This window comes from Microbulbifer donghaiensis (assembly GCF_900129095.1).
Taxonomy (GTDB): Bacteria; Pseudomonadota; Gammaproteobacteria; order Pseudomonadales; family Cellvibrionaceae; genus Microbulbifer; species Microbulbifer donghaiensis.
In genome coordinates, this window is record NZ_FQVA01000001.1 from 2128969 (window position 1) to 2142579 (window position 13611).

The window sequence follows — 13611 nt, forward strand, 5'->3', positions numbered from 1 at the left end:
GATTCCGCCGCCGCAGAATAAACGCGACAACAACAAATCCACCATCCGGCGCCCAACCGGATTAAAGGCAGTCAATGAGCAGCGAAAAAATCAACCGGCGTCAACAGATACTGCAGGCTCTGGCGCATATGCTGGAGGCGAGCCCCGGTGCGCGCATTACCACCGCGGCCCTGGCCAAAGAAGTAGGCTTCTCCGAAGCGGCCCTCTATCGCCACTTCCCCAGCAAGTCCAAGATGTTCGAGGGACTGATCGAGTTCATCGAGGAGACGATTTTCAGTCGCGTGGCGCTGATACTGCAGGACGAGCCCTCCGCGCTGGCCCGCTGCCAAAAGATTCTGCACCTGCTGCTGGCGTTCTGCGAGCGCAACCCGGGCATTACCCGCCTGCTCACCGGCGATGCCCTGACCGGCGAAACCGAGCGCCTGCACGGCCGCATCCTACAGTTCTTCGATCGCCTGGAAACCCAGCTGAAGCAGATTCTGCGCGAGGCCGAACTGCGCGAACAGCTGCGCCCGGCGATTCCCCTGGGCGGCGCCGCCAACCTGTTGATGGCCAGCGCCGAGGGACGTATCGTGCAGTACGTGCGCAGTGGTTTTAAGCGCAAGCCCACGGAATACTGGGCAGAGCAGTGGCCGGTATTGATGGCGGGGTTCTTTCGCGAGACGGCTCTGACGGCTAAGTGATCGGCGGGCAAACCCCCGCCGGATTCAGACTGGAAAGCGCTCGAGACGCTTAATTTTCGGCAATTTCCGCGTAGCGTGCGGCCGCCTGATCAAACTCCCTGTTGATCGACACCGCTTCCGCCTCGCGCCGGCTCAGGCGCTCGCGGAGTACCTTCACTTCTTCGCGCAGGTCGGCGATGCGCTGCAGCAGCTCAGGCGCCACTTCGCGGCCATTGCGCTGAGTGCGCGCGGCCGCAGCCTCTTCCTGTTCTATCTGCCGGCCGAGGCTGGAGACATTCGAGCGCATGATCGCCATATCCTGCTCGACGATCGCCAGTTTGCGTGAGCGCGCGCTCTCGATATCCGCGACGCTGTTGTAGCGCTTGAGCAACCGACGATCCGCCTCCATCTGCGCCTCGCGGCGCTGTTGCTCGCGCAACTCTTTGCCGGTCAGCTGCGGCGGCACCACCTTCAGCAGGCGACCCGTGGGCGTCAGTACTTCGTAGCCCTTGGCCACAAAACGCGGCGGCACCAGGTCGTCCAGCACCTGGATGCCCTTATCATCGGTGTAGCGGTAGAGCACCTTGCCACTGTATTCGTCAGCGGTCTTTGCCTGCGCGCAGGGCAGCGCCAGGCAGGCAAAACACAACAGGGCTGATGCAATTGGGGCGATTTTCATCGCTCTTCTCACTGAATAAACGGGCGCACAGTGGCCGCGGGCAGAAGCATTACTGACCCGAGACGCCGTAGCGCTGCCGGTAGTCCAAGATTTTCTGTAAGGTGTCAGCTTCCCGTGACCCCTCTTCGAGAAAGCTCACGATATCGTCCAGCTGCACAATACTGATGACCGGGATATTGTACTGCCTCTCCACCTGCTGAATAGCAGAGAGTTCACACTCCTCACTGGCCTTCTCCTGGCGATTCAGGCCAATCACCACGCCGGCGGCTTCCGCATCGTGGGCATCGATGATCTGCATCACCTCGCGCACCGCGGTACCGGCGGTAATCACGTCGTCGATAATCAAAACCTTGCCAACAAGCGGCGCACCCACTAAGGTTCCGCCCTCGCCGTGCCCCTTGGCCTCTTTGCGGTTGTAACAGAAGGGCTTATCCACACCTTTCTGCGCCAGCGCCACGGCGGTCACCGCACCCAGCGGGATACCCTTGTAGGCCGGCCCGAAAATGACATCAAACTCCACTCCCGAAGCGAGAATCGCCTCGGCATAGGCCTGTCCCAGAGCCGCCAGTGCGACCCCTGTGTGGAAGCGGCCGGCATTAAAAAAATAGGGGCTCTGGCGGCCGGACTTCAGGGTGAAATCACCAAAACACAGCACCTGATGGTCCAGGGCCAGTTGGATAAAGTCGCGCTGATACTGCTGCATGGAAAATTATTAACTATTGGCTAAGGTGAAGGGAGACTTCTCCGCAGGGCTCTGTCGGAGAGTGACATTAATAATGCTAGTAATCATACACAGTCCGCTGGTAAGGGGCTAATAATGCGAATAGTGAGCTTGTCAGTAGACGGCGTCCATCAGGCGGCGCAGCGCGGTCTCTACGATTGGTTGGCGGAACAGGACGCGGATATCATCTGTCTGCAGGACCTGCGCTCCCTGGAACCGGAGCTGGACCATCCGATCTTCCACCCCGACGGCTATTACAGCTATTTCTTCGACTCCGGTACGCCGCACGAAAACGGCGTGGCTATCTATACCCGCAATCAGCCGAAGGCCATCATTTTCGGCATGGGCTTTGCCAATGGCGAGGATATGTACGGGCGCTATCTGCAGGCGGACTTCGAACGCCTGAGCGTCGGCTCACTGCTGGCGCCGCTCGCCAACGATGAAGCCACCCTGGAAAAGAAGGTGCAGTTCTTCGACGACATGCAGGCGCACCTGCACAAGATCAGTCGCAAACGCCGCGACTTTATCTTCTGCGGCAACTGGGGCATGGCCCATCGCCGGGCCGATGTGCAGAACTGGCAGGACCACCAGGATACACCCGGCTTTATGCGTCACGAACAGCGCTGGCTCGATCAACTATTCAATGAGATCGGCTATGTCGACGCCTTCCGCAAAGTGGTCAAGGACGCCGACGAGTTCTCCTGGTGGCCGAGCGGCAAGGTCGGCGAGGGGGATGGCTGGCGCACCGATATGCAGATAGTGTCCCAGACCCTTAAGAACCGCATCGAGTACGGCGCGATCAACAAGAACGTCGACTTTTCCAGCCACCTGCCGGTGATCATGGATTACGACCTGGAGGTCTGATTGCGGGTCGAAGCCCTGGCAGGGTGTCCCGCCCTGAAACCCGCAAACCGGTTTCAGGACGGGACAGGGGTTACGCTCACTGGACCCGCGACGCCGTCAGCTTTATATCGGCATTGCGCCAGGCGCGCTTGAAGCGCGCTTCAATCAGGTCGGCCTCCTCGGTTCTGCCCTGCGCGCGCAGCGCTTTGCCAAGTCCAAACAGCGCCCAGCCGTTATTCGGGTAGCGCTCAAGATCCTGCCAGTACACTGTCTCCGCCTCTGTCGGGCGCCCGGCGTCCAGTAACACCACCCCCAGTGCAAGGCGAGGCGGGTAGTGCCATTCCGCCGGTTCGGTGTACACCAGGCCGTCCTCAAGCCGCACAGCCCGCTCCAGATACCCGACGGCCGCAGCGTGATCGCCCTTGGCCGCCGCCAGCTCACCGGCGAGCACCTCCGGCGCAATCGCGAAGATTCTTGCCGCACTGTTGGGTGAAAACAGCGTGTAATCCAGCCGCGGGTCGGAGGCAATTTTGTTCACCGCGTCCAACTCCTTTTGCGCCGCATCCAGGTCACCTTTGGCGATGAATGCCAGCCCACGCACATAGTGCCAGGAGCCGGTCAAAAACAGATCTTCAGGTGGTTCCGGCAATGCCAGCACCTCATCCCACTTACCGAACCGCGCCAGCGCCCAGTAGGGGATCACCCGGAAGCCGGCCAGCATCGGCATCTGTGCCAGTGTCTCGTCCGAGATTTTCTCGGCCGCCTTGTTGGCGGACTCAATTGCCTTGGCACTGCGCCCCTGTGCGGTGGTGGCAAACCACAGGAAGTGAATATTGTGCGGGTAGTAGGCCATGGGGTAGAGCCCCTGGGCGCGACACTGGGTGATGTAATCCTCATCGGCCGCAATCGCGCGGACATTGGCTGCGGCGGAATCCTCGTAGCGCCCGACTCGCTGAAAGATATGTGCCGGCATGTGCACGATATGCCCGGCACCCGGCATAAGGTCCTTTAGTGTATCCGCCGCCTTTTCCGCACGCTCAGGTGTGTTGGTGGGTTCAATCAGGTGGATATAGAGATGAAGGGCGCCGGGATGCTGCGGATTTCGCGCCATCACCGTCTCCAGCAGCGCAACGATTTTTTCCGTGCCCTCATAAGGCGTGCCATCGCGCATCCAGTAATTCCAGGGCCGCAGATCCATCATCGCCTCGGCATACAGCGTAGCGATATCCAGATCATCGGGAAACTTCTCCGCCACCGCGCCCATGGCTTCGGCGTAGGCCTGGTCAGCCGCCGCGCGATTCGCAGGATCACCGGTATAGCGCTTGGCCAAAGCTTCGATCAACGCGCGCTCCCGTTCGTTCACCCCGCTGCGCAGTGACATCGCCTTTTGCACCAGCTCCTGAGCGGAGGGCTCGGCCTCCGGGTCCATGGGTGCATTGATATTTGGCCCCAGCACCAGTGCCTGCCCCCAGTAAGCCATCGCGCAATCCGGATCCAGTCGCGCCGCCTCGCGGAACGACCTGCCGGCCTCGGCGTGATTGAAGCCATAGGTCAGGTTGAGAGCCTGATTGAAGTACCGCTGTCCCTGGTCCGAGGCGCAGCTTACTGGAAAGGTGTGCTTGCCGAGGTTCTGTAACTTTGGAGCCAGACTGCCTGTGGGGGAGGGCTTATCGCCGCCGGCAGGTTCCTGGTAATGTTTGTGGTGGGGCTTTGCTTCCTGCTGAGCTTCCGGAGCGGCTTCCTGCGCAAAAACAACGGCAGTGGCGGCCAGCATTAATGCCAGCGCGAAAGTTGCGTTTCGGATGTTCATCGGCTCTCTCGTAGTGCGTCTTATCGCTCTGGGAGAGAAGCCTATGGTAAATCGGCTGTTGCGCGGCGAAATGTCGTGGTAATGCCTGCCTAATTTCCACACGGTCGAGCAGGAAAGAGAAAAGGGCGCCGATTGCTGCGGTGTTCTGCTGTTCGGCGCCGCGAACTTACAAAGACAGCGCTTCTTTCTGCAGGCCGATCAGCTCGTCGATGCCGGCCTTACCCAGCCCCAGCATCTGTGCGAACTGCGCTTCGGTAAAGGGCTCGCCCTCGGCGGTGCCCTGCACCTCGATCATGCCGCCGTCTTCCGCCATGACCAGGTTCATATCCGTATCGGCACTGCTGTCTTCCGGATAGTCCAGGTCCAGCACCGCCTCGCCGTCATAGATACCGACGGATACCGCTGCCACCATATTCTTCAACGGGTCTGAAGTGATGATTTTTTCCCGCTGCATGTAGCGCAGCGCATCCACCAGCGCCACGCAGGCGCCGGTGATTGCCGCCGTGCGGGTGCCGCCATCGGCCTGAATGACGTCGCAATCTATGGTGATCTGGTTTTCACCGAGCAACTCCAGGTCGACTGCCGCGCGCAGGGAGCGGCCGATCAGGCGCTGGATTTCCACCGTGCGACCGCTCTGCTTGCCCTTGGCCGCTTCGCGGGGCATGCGCGATCCGGTGGAGCGGGGCAGCATGCCGTATTCCGCAGTGATCCAGCCGCTGCCCTGGCCGCGCAGAAAACGCGGCACCTCACTGGCCACGGACGCGTTGCACAGCACTTTGGTATCGCCAAACTCTACAAGCACAGACCCCTCCGCGTGGCGGGTATAGTTGCGAGTAATTCTGACGGGGCGCAGTTGCGCCGGCGCGCGGCCGCTGGGACGCTGCATGATTCACCTCGGGGTTTTCTCTAAAAGCGCTGCATTATATACCCCAGCCAGACTGTCAGAGTGGCTGTGCTATGATGCCGGGCCCAAAACACAACAGAGATCGCCTGCAGGGGAGCAGCTATGGCCAACAGCCGGGTTCAGAACAAAGTGCGCAGCATGACCGCCTTCGGCCGCGCCGAGGCGCCCTACGACACCGGCACTGCAATCTGGGAACTGCGCTCGGTCAATCACCGCTACCTGGAGCCCCACTTCCGCCTGCCGGAAGCTGCGCGGCCGCTGGAGACACAACTGCGCGACTCACTGCGCAAGACCCTGTCTCGCGGCAAGCTCGAACTGACCCTGAACCTGAAGCCCAACAATGTGGAAGCGGCGGGTCTGGAAATCAATCAGCCGCTCGCCCAGGCGGTGGTGCAGGCGGCCAGGCAGGTTGCAGCGGGCGCGGACACCATGCCTCTCAACCCGCTGCAGATTCTGCAGTGGCCCGGCGTGATCGCCGAGCCGGAAACCGATGCCGAACAGCAGTCCGCCGCCATCCTGCAGGCCTTTGCCGAAGCCCTGGCGCAACTCAGCGCCAACCGAGAGCGGGAGGGCGCGGAATTGCGCAAATTCATCGAGGCGCGCCTGCTGGGTATCGAAGAGCAGGTGGCCCGCGTGCGCGAGCTGCTGCCGCAGATACTCGCGGCACAGCGGGACAAGCTGCGCACGCGCCTCGAGGAATTGCTCGGTGAGCTAGACAAGGACCGGCTGGAACAGGAAATCGTGCTGCTGGCACAAAAAGCCGATGTGGACGAAGAACTGGACCGCCTCGACGCCCATGTCACCGAGACCCGCCGCGTACTCGAGGGCGGTGGCGCCATCGGCCGGCGACTCGATTTCCTGATGCAGGAGTTCAACCGCGAGGCCAATACGCTGTCGTCAAAATCCGTGGTTACCGACACGACACAGGCAGCGGTGGAACTGAAAGTGCTGATCGAGCAGATGCGAGAGCAAGTGCAGAATATTGAGTAGCCTGCAGATGTACCGCTTGTATCGCTACGCGTCCAGCGCGAATGCCTCGACCTCTATAGCCCGTCGGTTAATCCCGGCTATACCCTTTCCCTCTCGGCGCGCAGCACAACCAAACCACGTGGCCAGGCCGTGAGCGCGCCCGTCAGGCGGGCGCTGCTGCTCGCCAAACAGTGGCCCGAGCCCGCTTCCACGGCTGCCGGTCGGCGCACACTGGATATTCTCGACCTGCTCGCCGAGGCCGGCTATTGCGTGGAGATCGCCAGCCCCGCCCAGCCCACACCCTTCCAGGCCGCGACCGGATACGGCGAACACCGCATCGCGGTCAATGACGCCGGCTTTGATCAGTGGGTGCGCGCATTGAATCCCACACTCGTGATCTACGATCGCTTCGTGATGGAAGAGCAGTTTGGCTGGCGGGTGCGCGAACAGTGCCCACAGGCGCTCACGCTGCTCGATACCAGCGATTTCCACAGCCTGCGCGAGGCGCGCCACCAGGCGCTCAAAAGCGGCCAACCGCTAAACCTGTTTCACCCCACTGCTGAGCGCGAGATCGCGGCCATGGCCCGCTGCGATCTCACCGTGATGATTTCTCAGGTCGAGGTGGAGTTGCTGAAGCAGCACTTTTGCCTGCCCGACTGGCAACTGCACTACCTGCCATTTCTGGTGCGGGAACTGCCCGACGCCAGGGCGCTGCCTGGCTTCGACGAGCGCCAGCACCTGGTGATGATCGGCGGCTTTAAACACGCGCCCAACCGGGATGCCACCACCTGGTTTGCGCAGGAAGTCTGGCCGCAGCTGCGTTCACTGCTGCCCGGTGTGGAGTGCCACGTCTATGGCGCCTACTCTGATCACGCGATGCAGCGCCTCAGTGATCCGGCCACGGGACTTCGAATCCGCGGGCGCACCGAGGATGCGCAGGCCACGATGGCCCGCTACCGACTGAACCTGGCGCCGCTGCGCTTCGGCGCCGGGCAAAAAGGCAAGATCTTGGAGGGCTGGCTTACCGGCACGCCTGTAGTCACCACGCCCATCGGCGCCGAGTCGATGGCGCCTGAAGATGCCTGGGGATATTCGCTTAGCGACACCCCTGATCGGTTCGCGGCGACCACCGCACACCTCTATCAAAGCAAAAGCGCCTGGCTCACCGCGCGTGACGCGGGCACCCAAGCGCTCAAAACCGGGTTTGCCTACCAGCGCCACGCCGCCGCGTTTATCGAACGACTGGAGGCCACCGCCGCGAACCTGGAGGAACATCGCAACCGGCAGATTTGGGGGCGCATCCTAAGGCGCAGCGAACACCGCGCCGAGGAATTTATGAGTCGCTGGATTGAAGCCAAAAACAAAGGGGCAGAAGACACATAGAATGTGTTCAGACTGCTGCTACACCTCGCAATCCGTTCTGAGCCAGTGCGGTGGTGGCGCCGATGAAATGCAGGCGGCTGCGGGGCGTGAGGGTGGTGAGGTCGGTGTGCCAGTCCGGCTCCAACCTGTATCAACAGAGTGCGAACAGCCAAAAGTACACCGCCAACGAAGGCGGTAACCCAGTTAGCTCTTGTTTAGGCGCAAAACATCGAGTGGTAACCGAATTGATTTGATTAATGAGCGCCGGTCAGCCCTACATCCCCCGCCAATAGGGCACCGAAAAACGGTTCCTTCGCGCGCTGTTTTTTAATCTCCCCGCTTCCTCAACATATCCGCACCGTGACGGTGCACGCCACCCGGGCTTCGCATATCCACCGCGACCCACTTCTCACTTATTTTTTGACCGGCACGGTCGTACCCCAACTAATTGCCATTTGGCGCCTTATTCCAAATATTGTCCTGAAAACTAGCTGAGGCTTAGTAAGACATTTCCGTTACAGGCAAGCATTAGGATATTCATCCTTATGCGCGAAACGGTATTTGTGCCTGTGCCGCGCTTCCTGTGCAGCGAATCAGCGCTGCTGAGCTTTGCGGCAAGTCGGCGCAACACCGGCCTCTCTAGTGGAAAAAGTTTTTCTAGCGGTCAGGGAGGAAACCAGTGTTAGCGAACTATCAGCGCTAACCAGGCGCGCCTATGCAGCACCCGGGCGTGTCCGATAAAAATAATTACGGAGATCCTAGCAACAATGAAACCAACGCTAAAAAACCTGCTGCAGAAGTCAGCGCTGCTGACCGCAGCCTCGCTCGTCTGCGCGCTGCCATTGGCGACGCACGCGGTCGAGATCAACTCACCGGCAGCCGCACCGGTTATTGCACAGCCGATGACCGATCGCATCATCGTCAAATACAAAAACGCCACCCAAATGGGCATGGCATCCAGCATGTCGCAGACTGCGCTGGAGCATGCCTCGCGCCTGGCCGGCACCGAGCTGCGCCATATGCGCCGCCTGGCCACCGGCGCTCAGCTGATGCGGCTGAATGGCCGCAAGGGCAATGCCGAGATGGCGGAGATCATCGGCCGCCTGCAGCAGGATCCGAACGTCGAATACGCTGAGCCGGACCTGCTGATGCAGCCGATGGCCACCCCCACTGATCCAAGCTACAACCAGCAGTGGCACTATTTCGAAGCCACCGGCGGCCTGAATCTGCCGACCGCCTGGGACACCACCCAGGGCGAGGGCGTCGTGGTCGCGGTGATCGATACCGGCTACCGCCCCCATGCGGATCTGGTGGATAACCTGCTGCCGGGCTACGACATGATTTCGGACTCCACCGTGGCCCGAGACGGCGACGGCCGCGACAGCGACGCCAGTGACGAGGGCGACTGGGCCCCGGCCGGTGCCTGCTACTCGGGCTCGCCGGCCAGCAACAGCAGCTGGCACGGCACCCACGTTGCCGGTACCGTGGCGGCCGCGACCAACAACGGTATCGGCGTGGCCGGTGTCGCCTACAAGGCCAAGGTGGTGCCGATCCGGGTGCTGGGCCGCTGTGGCGGCTACACCTCGGATATTGCCGACGCCATTATCTGGGGCGCCGGCGGCTCCGTCAGCGGCGTGCCCGCCAATGCCAATCCGGCCCAGGTTCTGAACCTGAGCCTGGGTGGCGGCGGCAGCTGTGGCAGCACCACCCAGAATGCGATCAACACCGCGCGCAGCCTCGGCAGCACCGTGGTAGTGGCCGCAGGCAATGAAAACACCAACGCCAGCAACTCGACCCCGGCCAACTGCTCCGGCGTCGTCACCGTCGCCTCGGTCGACAGGTCCGGCGGTCGCGCCTGGTACTCCAACTACGGCAGCGTGGTGGATGTCGCGGCGCCCGGCGGTGACACCTCGGTATCGAGCAACGGCGTGCTTTCCACGCTGAACAGCGGTACCCAGGGCCCCGGCAGTGACAACTACGCCTTCTACCAGGGCACCAGCATGGCCACCCCGCACGTGGCCGGCGCCGCCGCGCTGCTCTATGCGGTGGATCCGACCCTGACTCCGACCGAAGTGGAGTCGATCCTGACCAGCACCGCGCGCAGCTTCCCGGCCTCCTGCAGCCAGTGCGGCGCCGGTATCGTTGACGCGGCCGCAGCGGTGGCAGCGGCCGGCGACGGTGGCGGCGATCCGGGCCCGGGCGATGGCGTGCTGGAAAATGGCGTAGCCGAGACAAACCTGTCCGCCAGCAGCGGTGCAGAACTGTCGTTTACCCTGGAAGTACCGGCGGGTGCCTCGAACCTGCAGTTCCAGATCTCCGGCGGTAGCGGCGATGCGGACCTGTATGTGAAGTTCGGCTCGGCGCCGACTACCAGCAGCTACGACTGCCGCCCGTACCTGAATGGCAACAACGAGACCTGCAGCATCTCCAATGTGCAGGCCGGCACCTACTATGTGATGGTCCGCGCCTACAGCAGCTTCTCCGGCCTCAGCCTGGTCGGCAGCTTCGACGAGGGCGGCAGTGGCGGCGGTGCCAGCGGCTGGACCGAGACCAATCTGTCCGGCAGCCAGGCCTCGTGGCAGCACTTCACCCTGAACGTCAATGCGGGCATGGCGACCCTGGATGTGCAGATGTCCGGTGGCAGCGGCGACGGCGATCTCTATGTGCGCCACGGTGCCCAGCCGACCACCAGCAACTACGACTGCCGCCCCTACAAGTGGGGCAACGACGAGAGCTGCAATATCAGCAACCCGGCAGCGGGTACCTGGTATATCAGTATCCGCGGTTACAGCAGTTATTCCGGTGTGACCCTGGATGCACAGGCCAGCCCCTGATCAGAGTCAGTTACCGATGTGCTAACGGGAAAGGCCGGCATTTGCCGGCCTTTCTTTTGTCTGTCGCGCCCGATCGTAACGAATCACTGTTGGCCTTCCTGGGCGAGTTGCTCGCAGCCACTATTTGATAGCGCGAGAAGCCACTCCTTCCCACCAGGACTCTAACGGATTCCGAAATCCGCCCCCTGTGGACATTTGCCACGTGACGCCGCTGTGGCAAAGTGCCCCGATACCGAGGGTAGATAACAACAAGAAGAGGTAATCGTGAATCTCATCACCCTGGCCATTCCGTTTTTCCTGATCGCAGTACTGGTGGAACTGGCGCTGGACCGCTGGCGCGGCTGGGGCCTTTACCGCCTCAACGACGCCATCGGCAGCCTGAGTGCCGGCATCCTGAGCCGTATCACCGGCCTGGTGCGCAAGGGCGTGGGGCTGCTGATTTACATCCCGCTGTATCAGCTGCTGACGCCCTACTATGAGACTGTCGGCTTCAGCTGGTCGGCGGCCAATCCCTGGCACCTGCTGCTGGCAGTGGTCGCCTACGACTTCTGCTACTACTGGAAACACCGTTTCGCCCACGAGATCAATATCTTCTGGGCCGACCACCTGGTGCACCACCAGAGCGAGGACTACAACCTGACCACCGCGCTGCGACAGCCGTGCGGCGGCCTGCCGATCGGCTGGATCTTCTACCTGCCGCTGCTGCTGATCGGCCTGCCGGCGGAGCTGATGATCACTGCCGGCGCCATCGACCTGATCTACCAGTTCTGGGTGCACACGCAGAAATTCCCGAAAGTGCGCTGGATGGAGTGGATTTTCGTAACCCCGTCCAACCACCGGGTGCACCACGCGCAGAACAAGGTCTATGTGGACAGGAACTACGGCGGCGTCTTCATTATCTGGGACCGCCTGTTCGGCACCTATCAGGAAGAGCTGAAACAGGAGCCCTGTATCTACGGGGTGCGCAAGCCGCTGAACAACTTCGACCCGCTGGCGGCCAACCTGCAGCACTACAAGCGCATGGCTCTGGATGCCTGGTACACGAAGAGCTGGTGGGACAAGTTCACGCTGTGGTTCCGCCGCACCGGCTACCGGCCGGCAGATGCGGAGGCGGCGATGCCGGTGCCGTCCTGCGACCTGGAGCACTTCGAACGCTTCGACCCGCAGATCGGCCGCGGCCGGCGCATCTATGCACTGTTGCAGCACCTCATATACTCCGGCGGCACCCTGGCTCTGCTCTGGTACGCGCAACAGCTGGATTATTCACAGCAACTGGTGGCGGTGGCGCTGCTCGCACTGGGCCTGATCGCCAATGGCCGCATCCTCAACGGCCACAGCTGGGCCAGGGTTGCGGAGTTGGTGCGCCTGGCAGTGTTGATCGCCGCGCTGCCACTGCTGCCGGCGACCCTGTCCACCTCTCTGGTCGGCTATGTGGCGGTCAGCGCGCTGACCTGGTGGTGGTTGGCTTTTACGGACAAAGAAGATACAGTCGCTCTCGTTAGCGATTAGCAACAGGGAGCAACACTCAGTCGCAGGGGGTAGGTGGTGATTGAGCAAGCTTCCGCTGGGCGATCCCGGCCGGGCTCAGGGACACATGCGCCATGTAGTTTTTTGGTGAGTATCGTGTGCCTGAAAATCCCAACACTCCCCCCAATCCCGGCCGGGGTTTAGCCTTTTACCCATTTCTTGCCAGACTCCACTCCCGTTCCGCTAACGCCGTCAGTTTCTCTTCCCTCAGGTATAATGGCCGGCGCATTAGCCCGGAAACAGGATCAGTTGTGCAAACAGGAACCCTATATACCGTGTCCGCGCCCTCCGGTGCGGGGAAGACCAGCCTGGTGAAGGCACTGGTGGACAGTGACCGTGACGTGACGGTGTCGGTGTCCCACACCACCAGAACCATGCGCCCGGGCGAGCAGCACGGTATCAACTACCACTTCGTGGAGCGCGATGAATTCCTGCAGATGCTCGATCGGGATGCCTTCCTCGAGCACGCGCAGGTTTTCGACAACTTCTACGGCACATCCAAGGAGTGGGTGCAGGAGACCCTGGCCAGCGGCCGCGATGTCATTCTGGAGATCGACTGGCAGGGCGCCGCCCAGGTGCGCCGGCAGCTGCCGGACACCGTCGGCATCTTCATTCTGCCGCCATCCCAGCAGGCACTGCGCGAGCGCCTGACCGGCCGCGGCCAGGATGAGCAGAGCGTGATCGAGCGCCGCATGGACCAGGCGATCGACGAAATGACCCACTATGTAGAGGCCGACTACCTGGTGATCAACGACAATTTCGACGAGGCGCTGCACGAGTTGCGCGCAATCATTACCGCGCAGCGCCAGCGCCTGGAACGGCAACAGGAGCGCCACGGCGAGCTGCTACAGGCACTGCTGCGCCATTGAGCCGATTGATCGAATTGCGTACACTCCGCGGTCCGGTAAAATAGCCGGTCACCCGTAAAGAATTCGCCCCCCGGGCACCCACTGCGCGCGTGCGGCGCGCCAAATTAGATGGAATCGAAAGTTTATGGCACGTATTACTGTTGAAGATTGCCTCGAGCACGTCGACAACCGCTTCGAACTGGTTATCGTGGGCAGCAAGCGCGCCCGCCAGATCGCCACTGGCGGCAAAGATCCGCTGGTCCCGGAAGAGAACGACAAGCCGACGGTAATCGCCCTGCGCGAGATCGAGGAAGGCCTGGTGGACGCCAGCATTCTCGACGAGCCGGAAGAAGAAGTGGCTCCGGCACCGTCCATGGCCGCCCCGGCCTACCTGTCCGATCAGGAAATCTGATCTATCCCCGACTGGAACCCACAGAGAGGCGCGCGCGGCT

Annotated in this window: 12 protein-coding genes; 8 read left to right on the plus strand and 4 right to left on the minus strand. The window is 61.8% G+C overall.

The features are described 5' to 3' along the window. Nucleotides 1-74: 74 nt before the first annotated feature. Nucleotides 75-683 carry a nucleoid occlusion factor SlmA gene (slmA, locus tag BUC36_RS09115; RefSeq protein ID WP_073273868.1) on the plus strand — a complete coding sequence of 203 codons (609 nt, stop codon included), beginning with the start codon at nucleotides 75-77 and terminating at the stop codon, nucleotides 681-683. 49 nt (nucleotides 684-732) lie between these two features. Here the strand turns inward: slmA and BUC36_RS09120 are convergent, their stop codons facing one another. Together BUC36_RS09120 and pyrE are read right to left on the minus strand one after the other, a co-directional pair. Then, nucleotides 733-1341 carry a hypothetical protein gene (locus BUC36_RS09120; RefSeq protein WP_073273870.1) on the minus strand — a complete coding sequence of 203 codons (609 nt, stop codon included), beginning with the start codon at nucleotides 1339-1341 and terminating at the stop codon, nucleotides 733-735. A gap of 49 nt (nucleotides 1342-1390) precedes the next feature. Next, nucleotides 1391-2044 (minus strand): orotate phosphoribosyltransferase, encoded by a 654-nt coding sequence (gene pyrE / locus BUC36_RS09125; protein ID WP_073273872.1) that lies wholly within the window; start codon nucleotides 2042-2044, stop codon nucleotides 1391-1393. 114 nt (nucleotides 2045-2158) lie between these two features. On the opposite strand from pyrE, the gene BUC36_RS09130 reads away from it, so the two are divergent. Beyond that, nucleotides 2159-2926: an exodeoxyribonuclease III gene (locus BUC36_RS09130; protein WP_073273874.1), complete on the plus strand. Its 768-nt coding sequence runs from the start codon at nucleotides 2159-2161 to the stop codon at nucleotides 2924-2926. Between the two features lie 76 nt (nucleotides 2927-3002). On the opposite strand, the gene BUC36_RS09135 is transcribed toward BUC36_RS09130, so the two are convergent. Together BUC36_RS09135 and rph are read right to left on the minus strand one after the other, a co-directional pair. Then, on the minus strand, nucleotides 3003-4715 hold the full coding sequence (locus BUC36_RS09135; RefSeq protein ID WP_073273876.1) for a tetratricopeptide repeat protein: 1713 nt from the start codon (nucleotides 4713-4715) through the stop codon (nucleotides 3003-3005). Nucleotides 4716-4881: 166 nt separating this feature from the next. Further along, entirely contained in the window at nucleotides 4882-5601 is a 720-nt protein-coding gene (gene rph, locus BUC36_RS09140) for a ribonuclease PH (RefSeq protein ID WP_073273879.1), read from the minus strand. Between the two features lie 120 nt (nucleotides 5602-5721). On the opposite strand from rph, the gene BUC36_RS09145 reads away from it, so the two are divergent. The 6 genes from BUC36_RS09145 to rpoZ all read left to right on the plus strand — a co-directional run bounded on the left by BUC36_RS09145 (nucleotide 5722) and on the right by rpoZ (nucleotide 13571). Beyond that, complete coding sequence (locus tag BUC36_RS09145) at nucleotides 5722-6609, plus strand: YicC/YloC family endoribonuclease (protein WP_073273881.1); 888 nt, start codon at nucleotides 5722-5724, stop codon at nucleotides 6607-6609. 129 nt (nucleotides 6610-6738) lie between these two features. Next, a complete protein-coding gene (locus BUC36_RS09150; RefSeq protein ID WP_073273883.1) occupies nucleotides 6739-7971 on the plus strand; it encodes a glycosyltransferase in 1233 nt (410 codons plus the stop codon). 746 nt (nucleotides 7972-8717) lie between these two features. Then, the gene (locus BUC36_RS09155) at nucleotides 8718-10784 is read left to right on the plus strand and encodes a S8 family peptidase (RefSeq protein ID WP_073273885.1); all 2067 of its coding nucleotides are present in this window, start codon (nucleotides 8718-8720) and stop codon (nucleotides 10782-10784) included. A 264-nt stretch (nucleotides 10785-11048) separates the two neighbouring features. Continuing rightward, entirely contained in the window at nucleotides 11049-12293 is a 1245-nt protein-coding gene (locus BUC36_RS09160; RefSeq protein ID WP_073273887.1) for a sterol desaturase family protein, read from the plus strand. Between the two features lie 269 nt (nucleotides 12294-12562). Continuing rightward, on the plus strand, nucleotides 12563-13180 hold the full coding sequence (gene gmk, locus BUC36_RS09165; RefSeq protein ID WP_073273891.1) for a guanylate kinase: 618 nt from the start codon (nucleotides 12563-12565) through the stop codon (nucleotides 13178-13180). 124 nt (nucleotides 13181-13304) lie between these two features. Next, nucleotides 13305-13571, plus strand: a complete 267-nt coding sequence (gene rpoZ / locus BUC36_RS09170) for a DNA-directed RNA polymerase subunit omega (RefSeq protein ID WP_073273893.1) — start codon at nucleotides 13305-13307, stop codon at nucleotides 13569-13571. Nucleotides 13572-13611 lie beyond the last annotated feature (40 nt).

Coding starts and splice junctions, on each gene's coding strand:
- slmA (WP_073273868.1), top strand. CDS start 75: ATGAGCAGCGAAAAAATCAACCGGCGTCAACAGATACTGCAGGCTCTG.
- BUC36_RS09120 (WP_073273870.1), bottom strand. CDS start 1,341: ATGAAAATCGCCCCAATTGCATCAGCCCTGTTGTGTTTTGCCTGCCTG.
- pyrE (WP_073273872.1), bottom strand. CDS start 2,044: ATGCAGCAGTATCAGCGCGACTTTATCCAACTGGCCCTGGACCATCAG.
- BUC36_RS09130 (WP_073273874.1), top strand. CDS start 2,159: ATGCGAATAGTGAGCTTGTCAGTAGACGGCGTCCATCAGGCGGCGCAG.
- BUC36_RS09135 (WP_073273876.1), bottom strand. CDS start 4,715: ATGAACATCCGAAACGCAACTTTCGCGCTGGCATTAATGCTGGCCGCC.
- rph (WP_073273879.1), bottom strand. CDS start 5,601: ATGCAGCGTCCCAGCGGCCGCGCGCCGGCGCAACTGCGCCCCGTCAGA.
- BUC36_RS09145 (WP_073273881.1), top strand. CDS start 5,722: ATGGCCAACAGCCGGGTTCAGAACAAAGTGCGCAGCATGACCGCCTTC.
- BUC36_RS09155 (WP_073273885.1), top strand. CDS start 8,718: ATGAAACCAACGCTAAAAAACCTGCTGCAGAAGTCAGCGCTGCTGACC.
- rpoZ (WP_073273893.1), top strand. CDS start 13,305: ATGGCACGTATTACTGTTGAAGATTGCCTCGAGCACGTCGACAACCGC.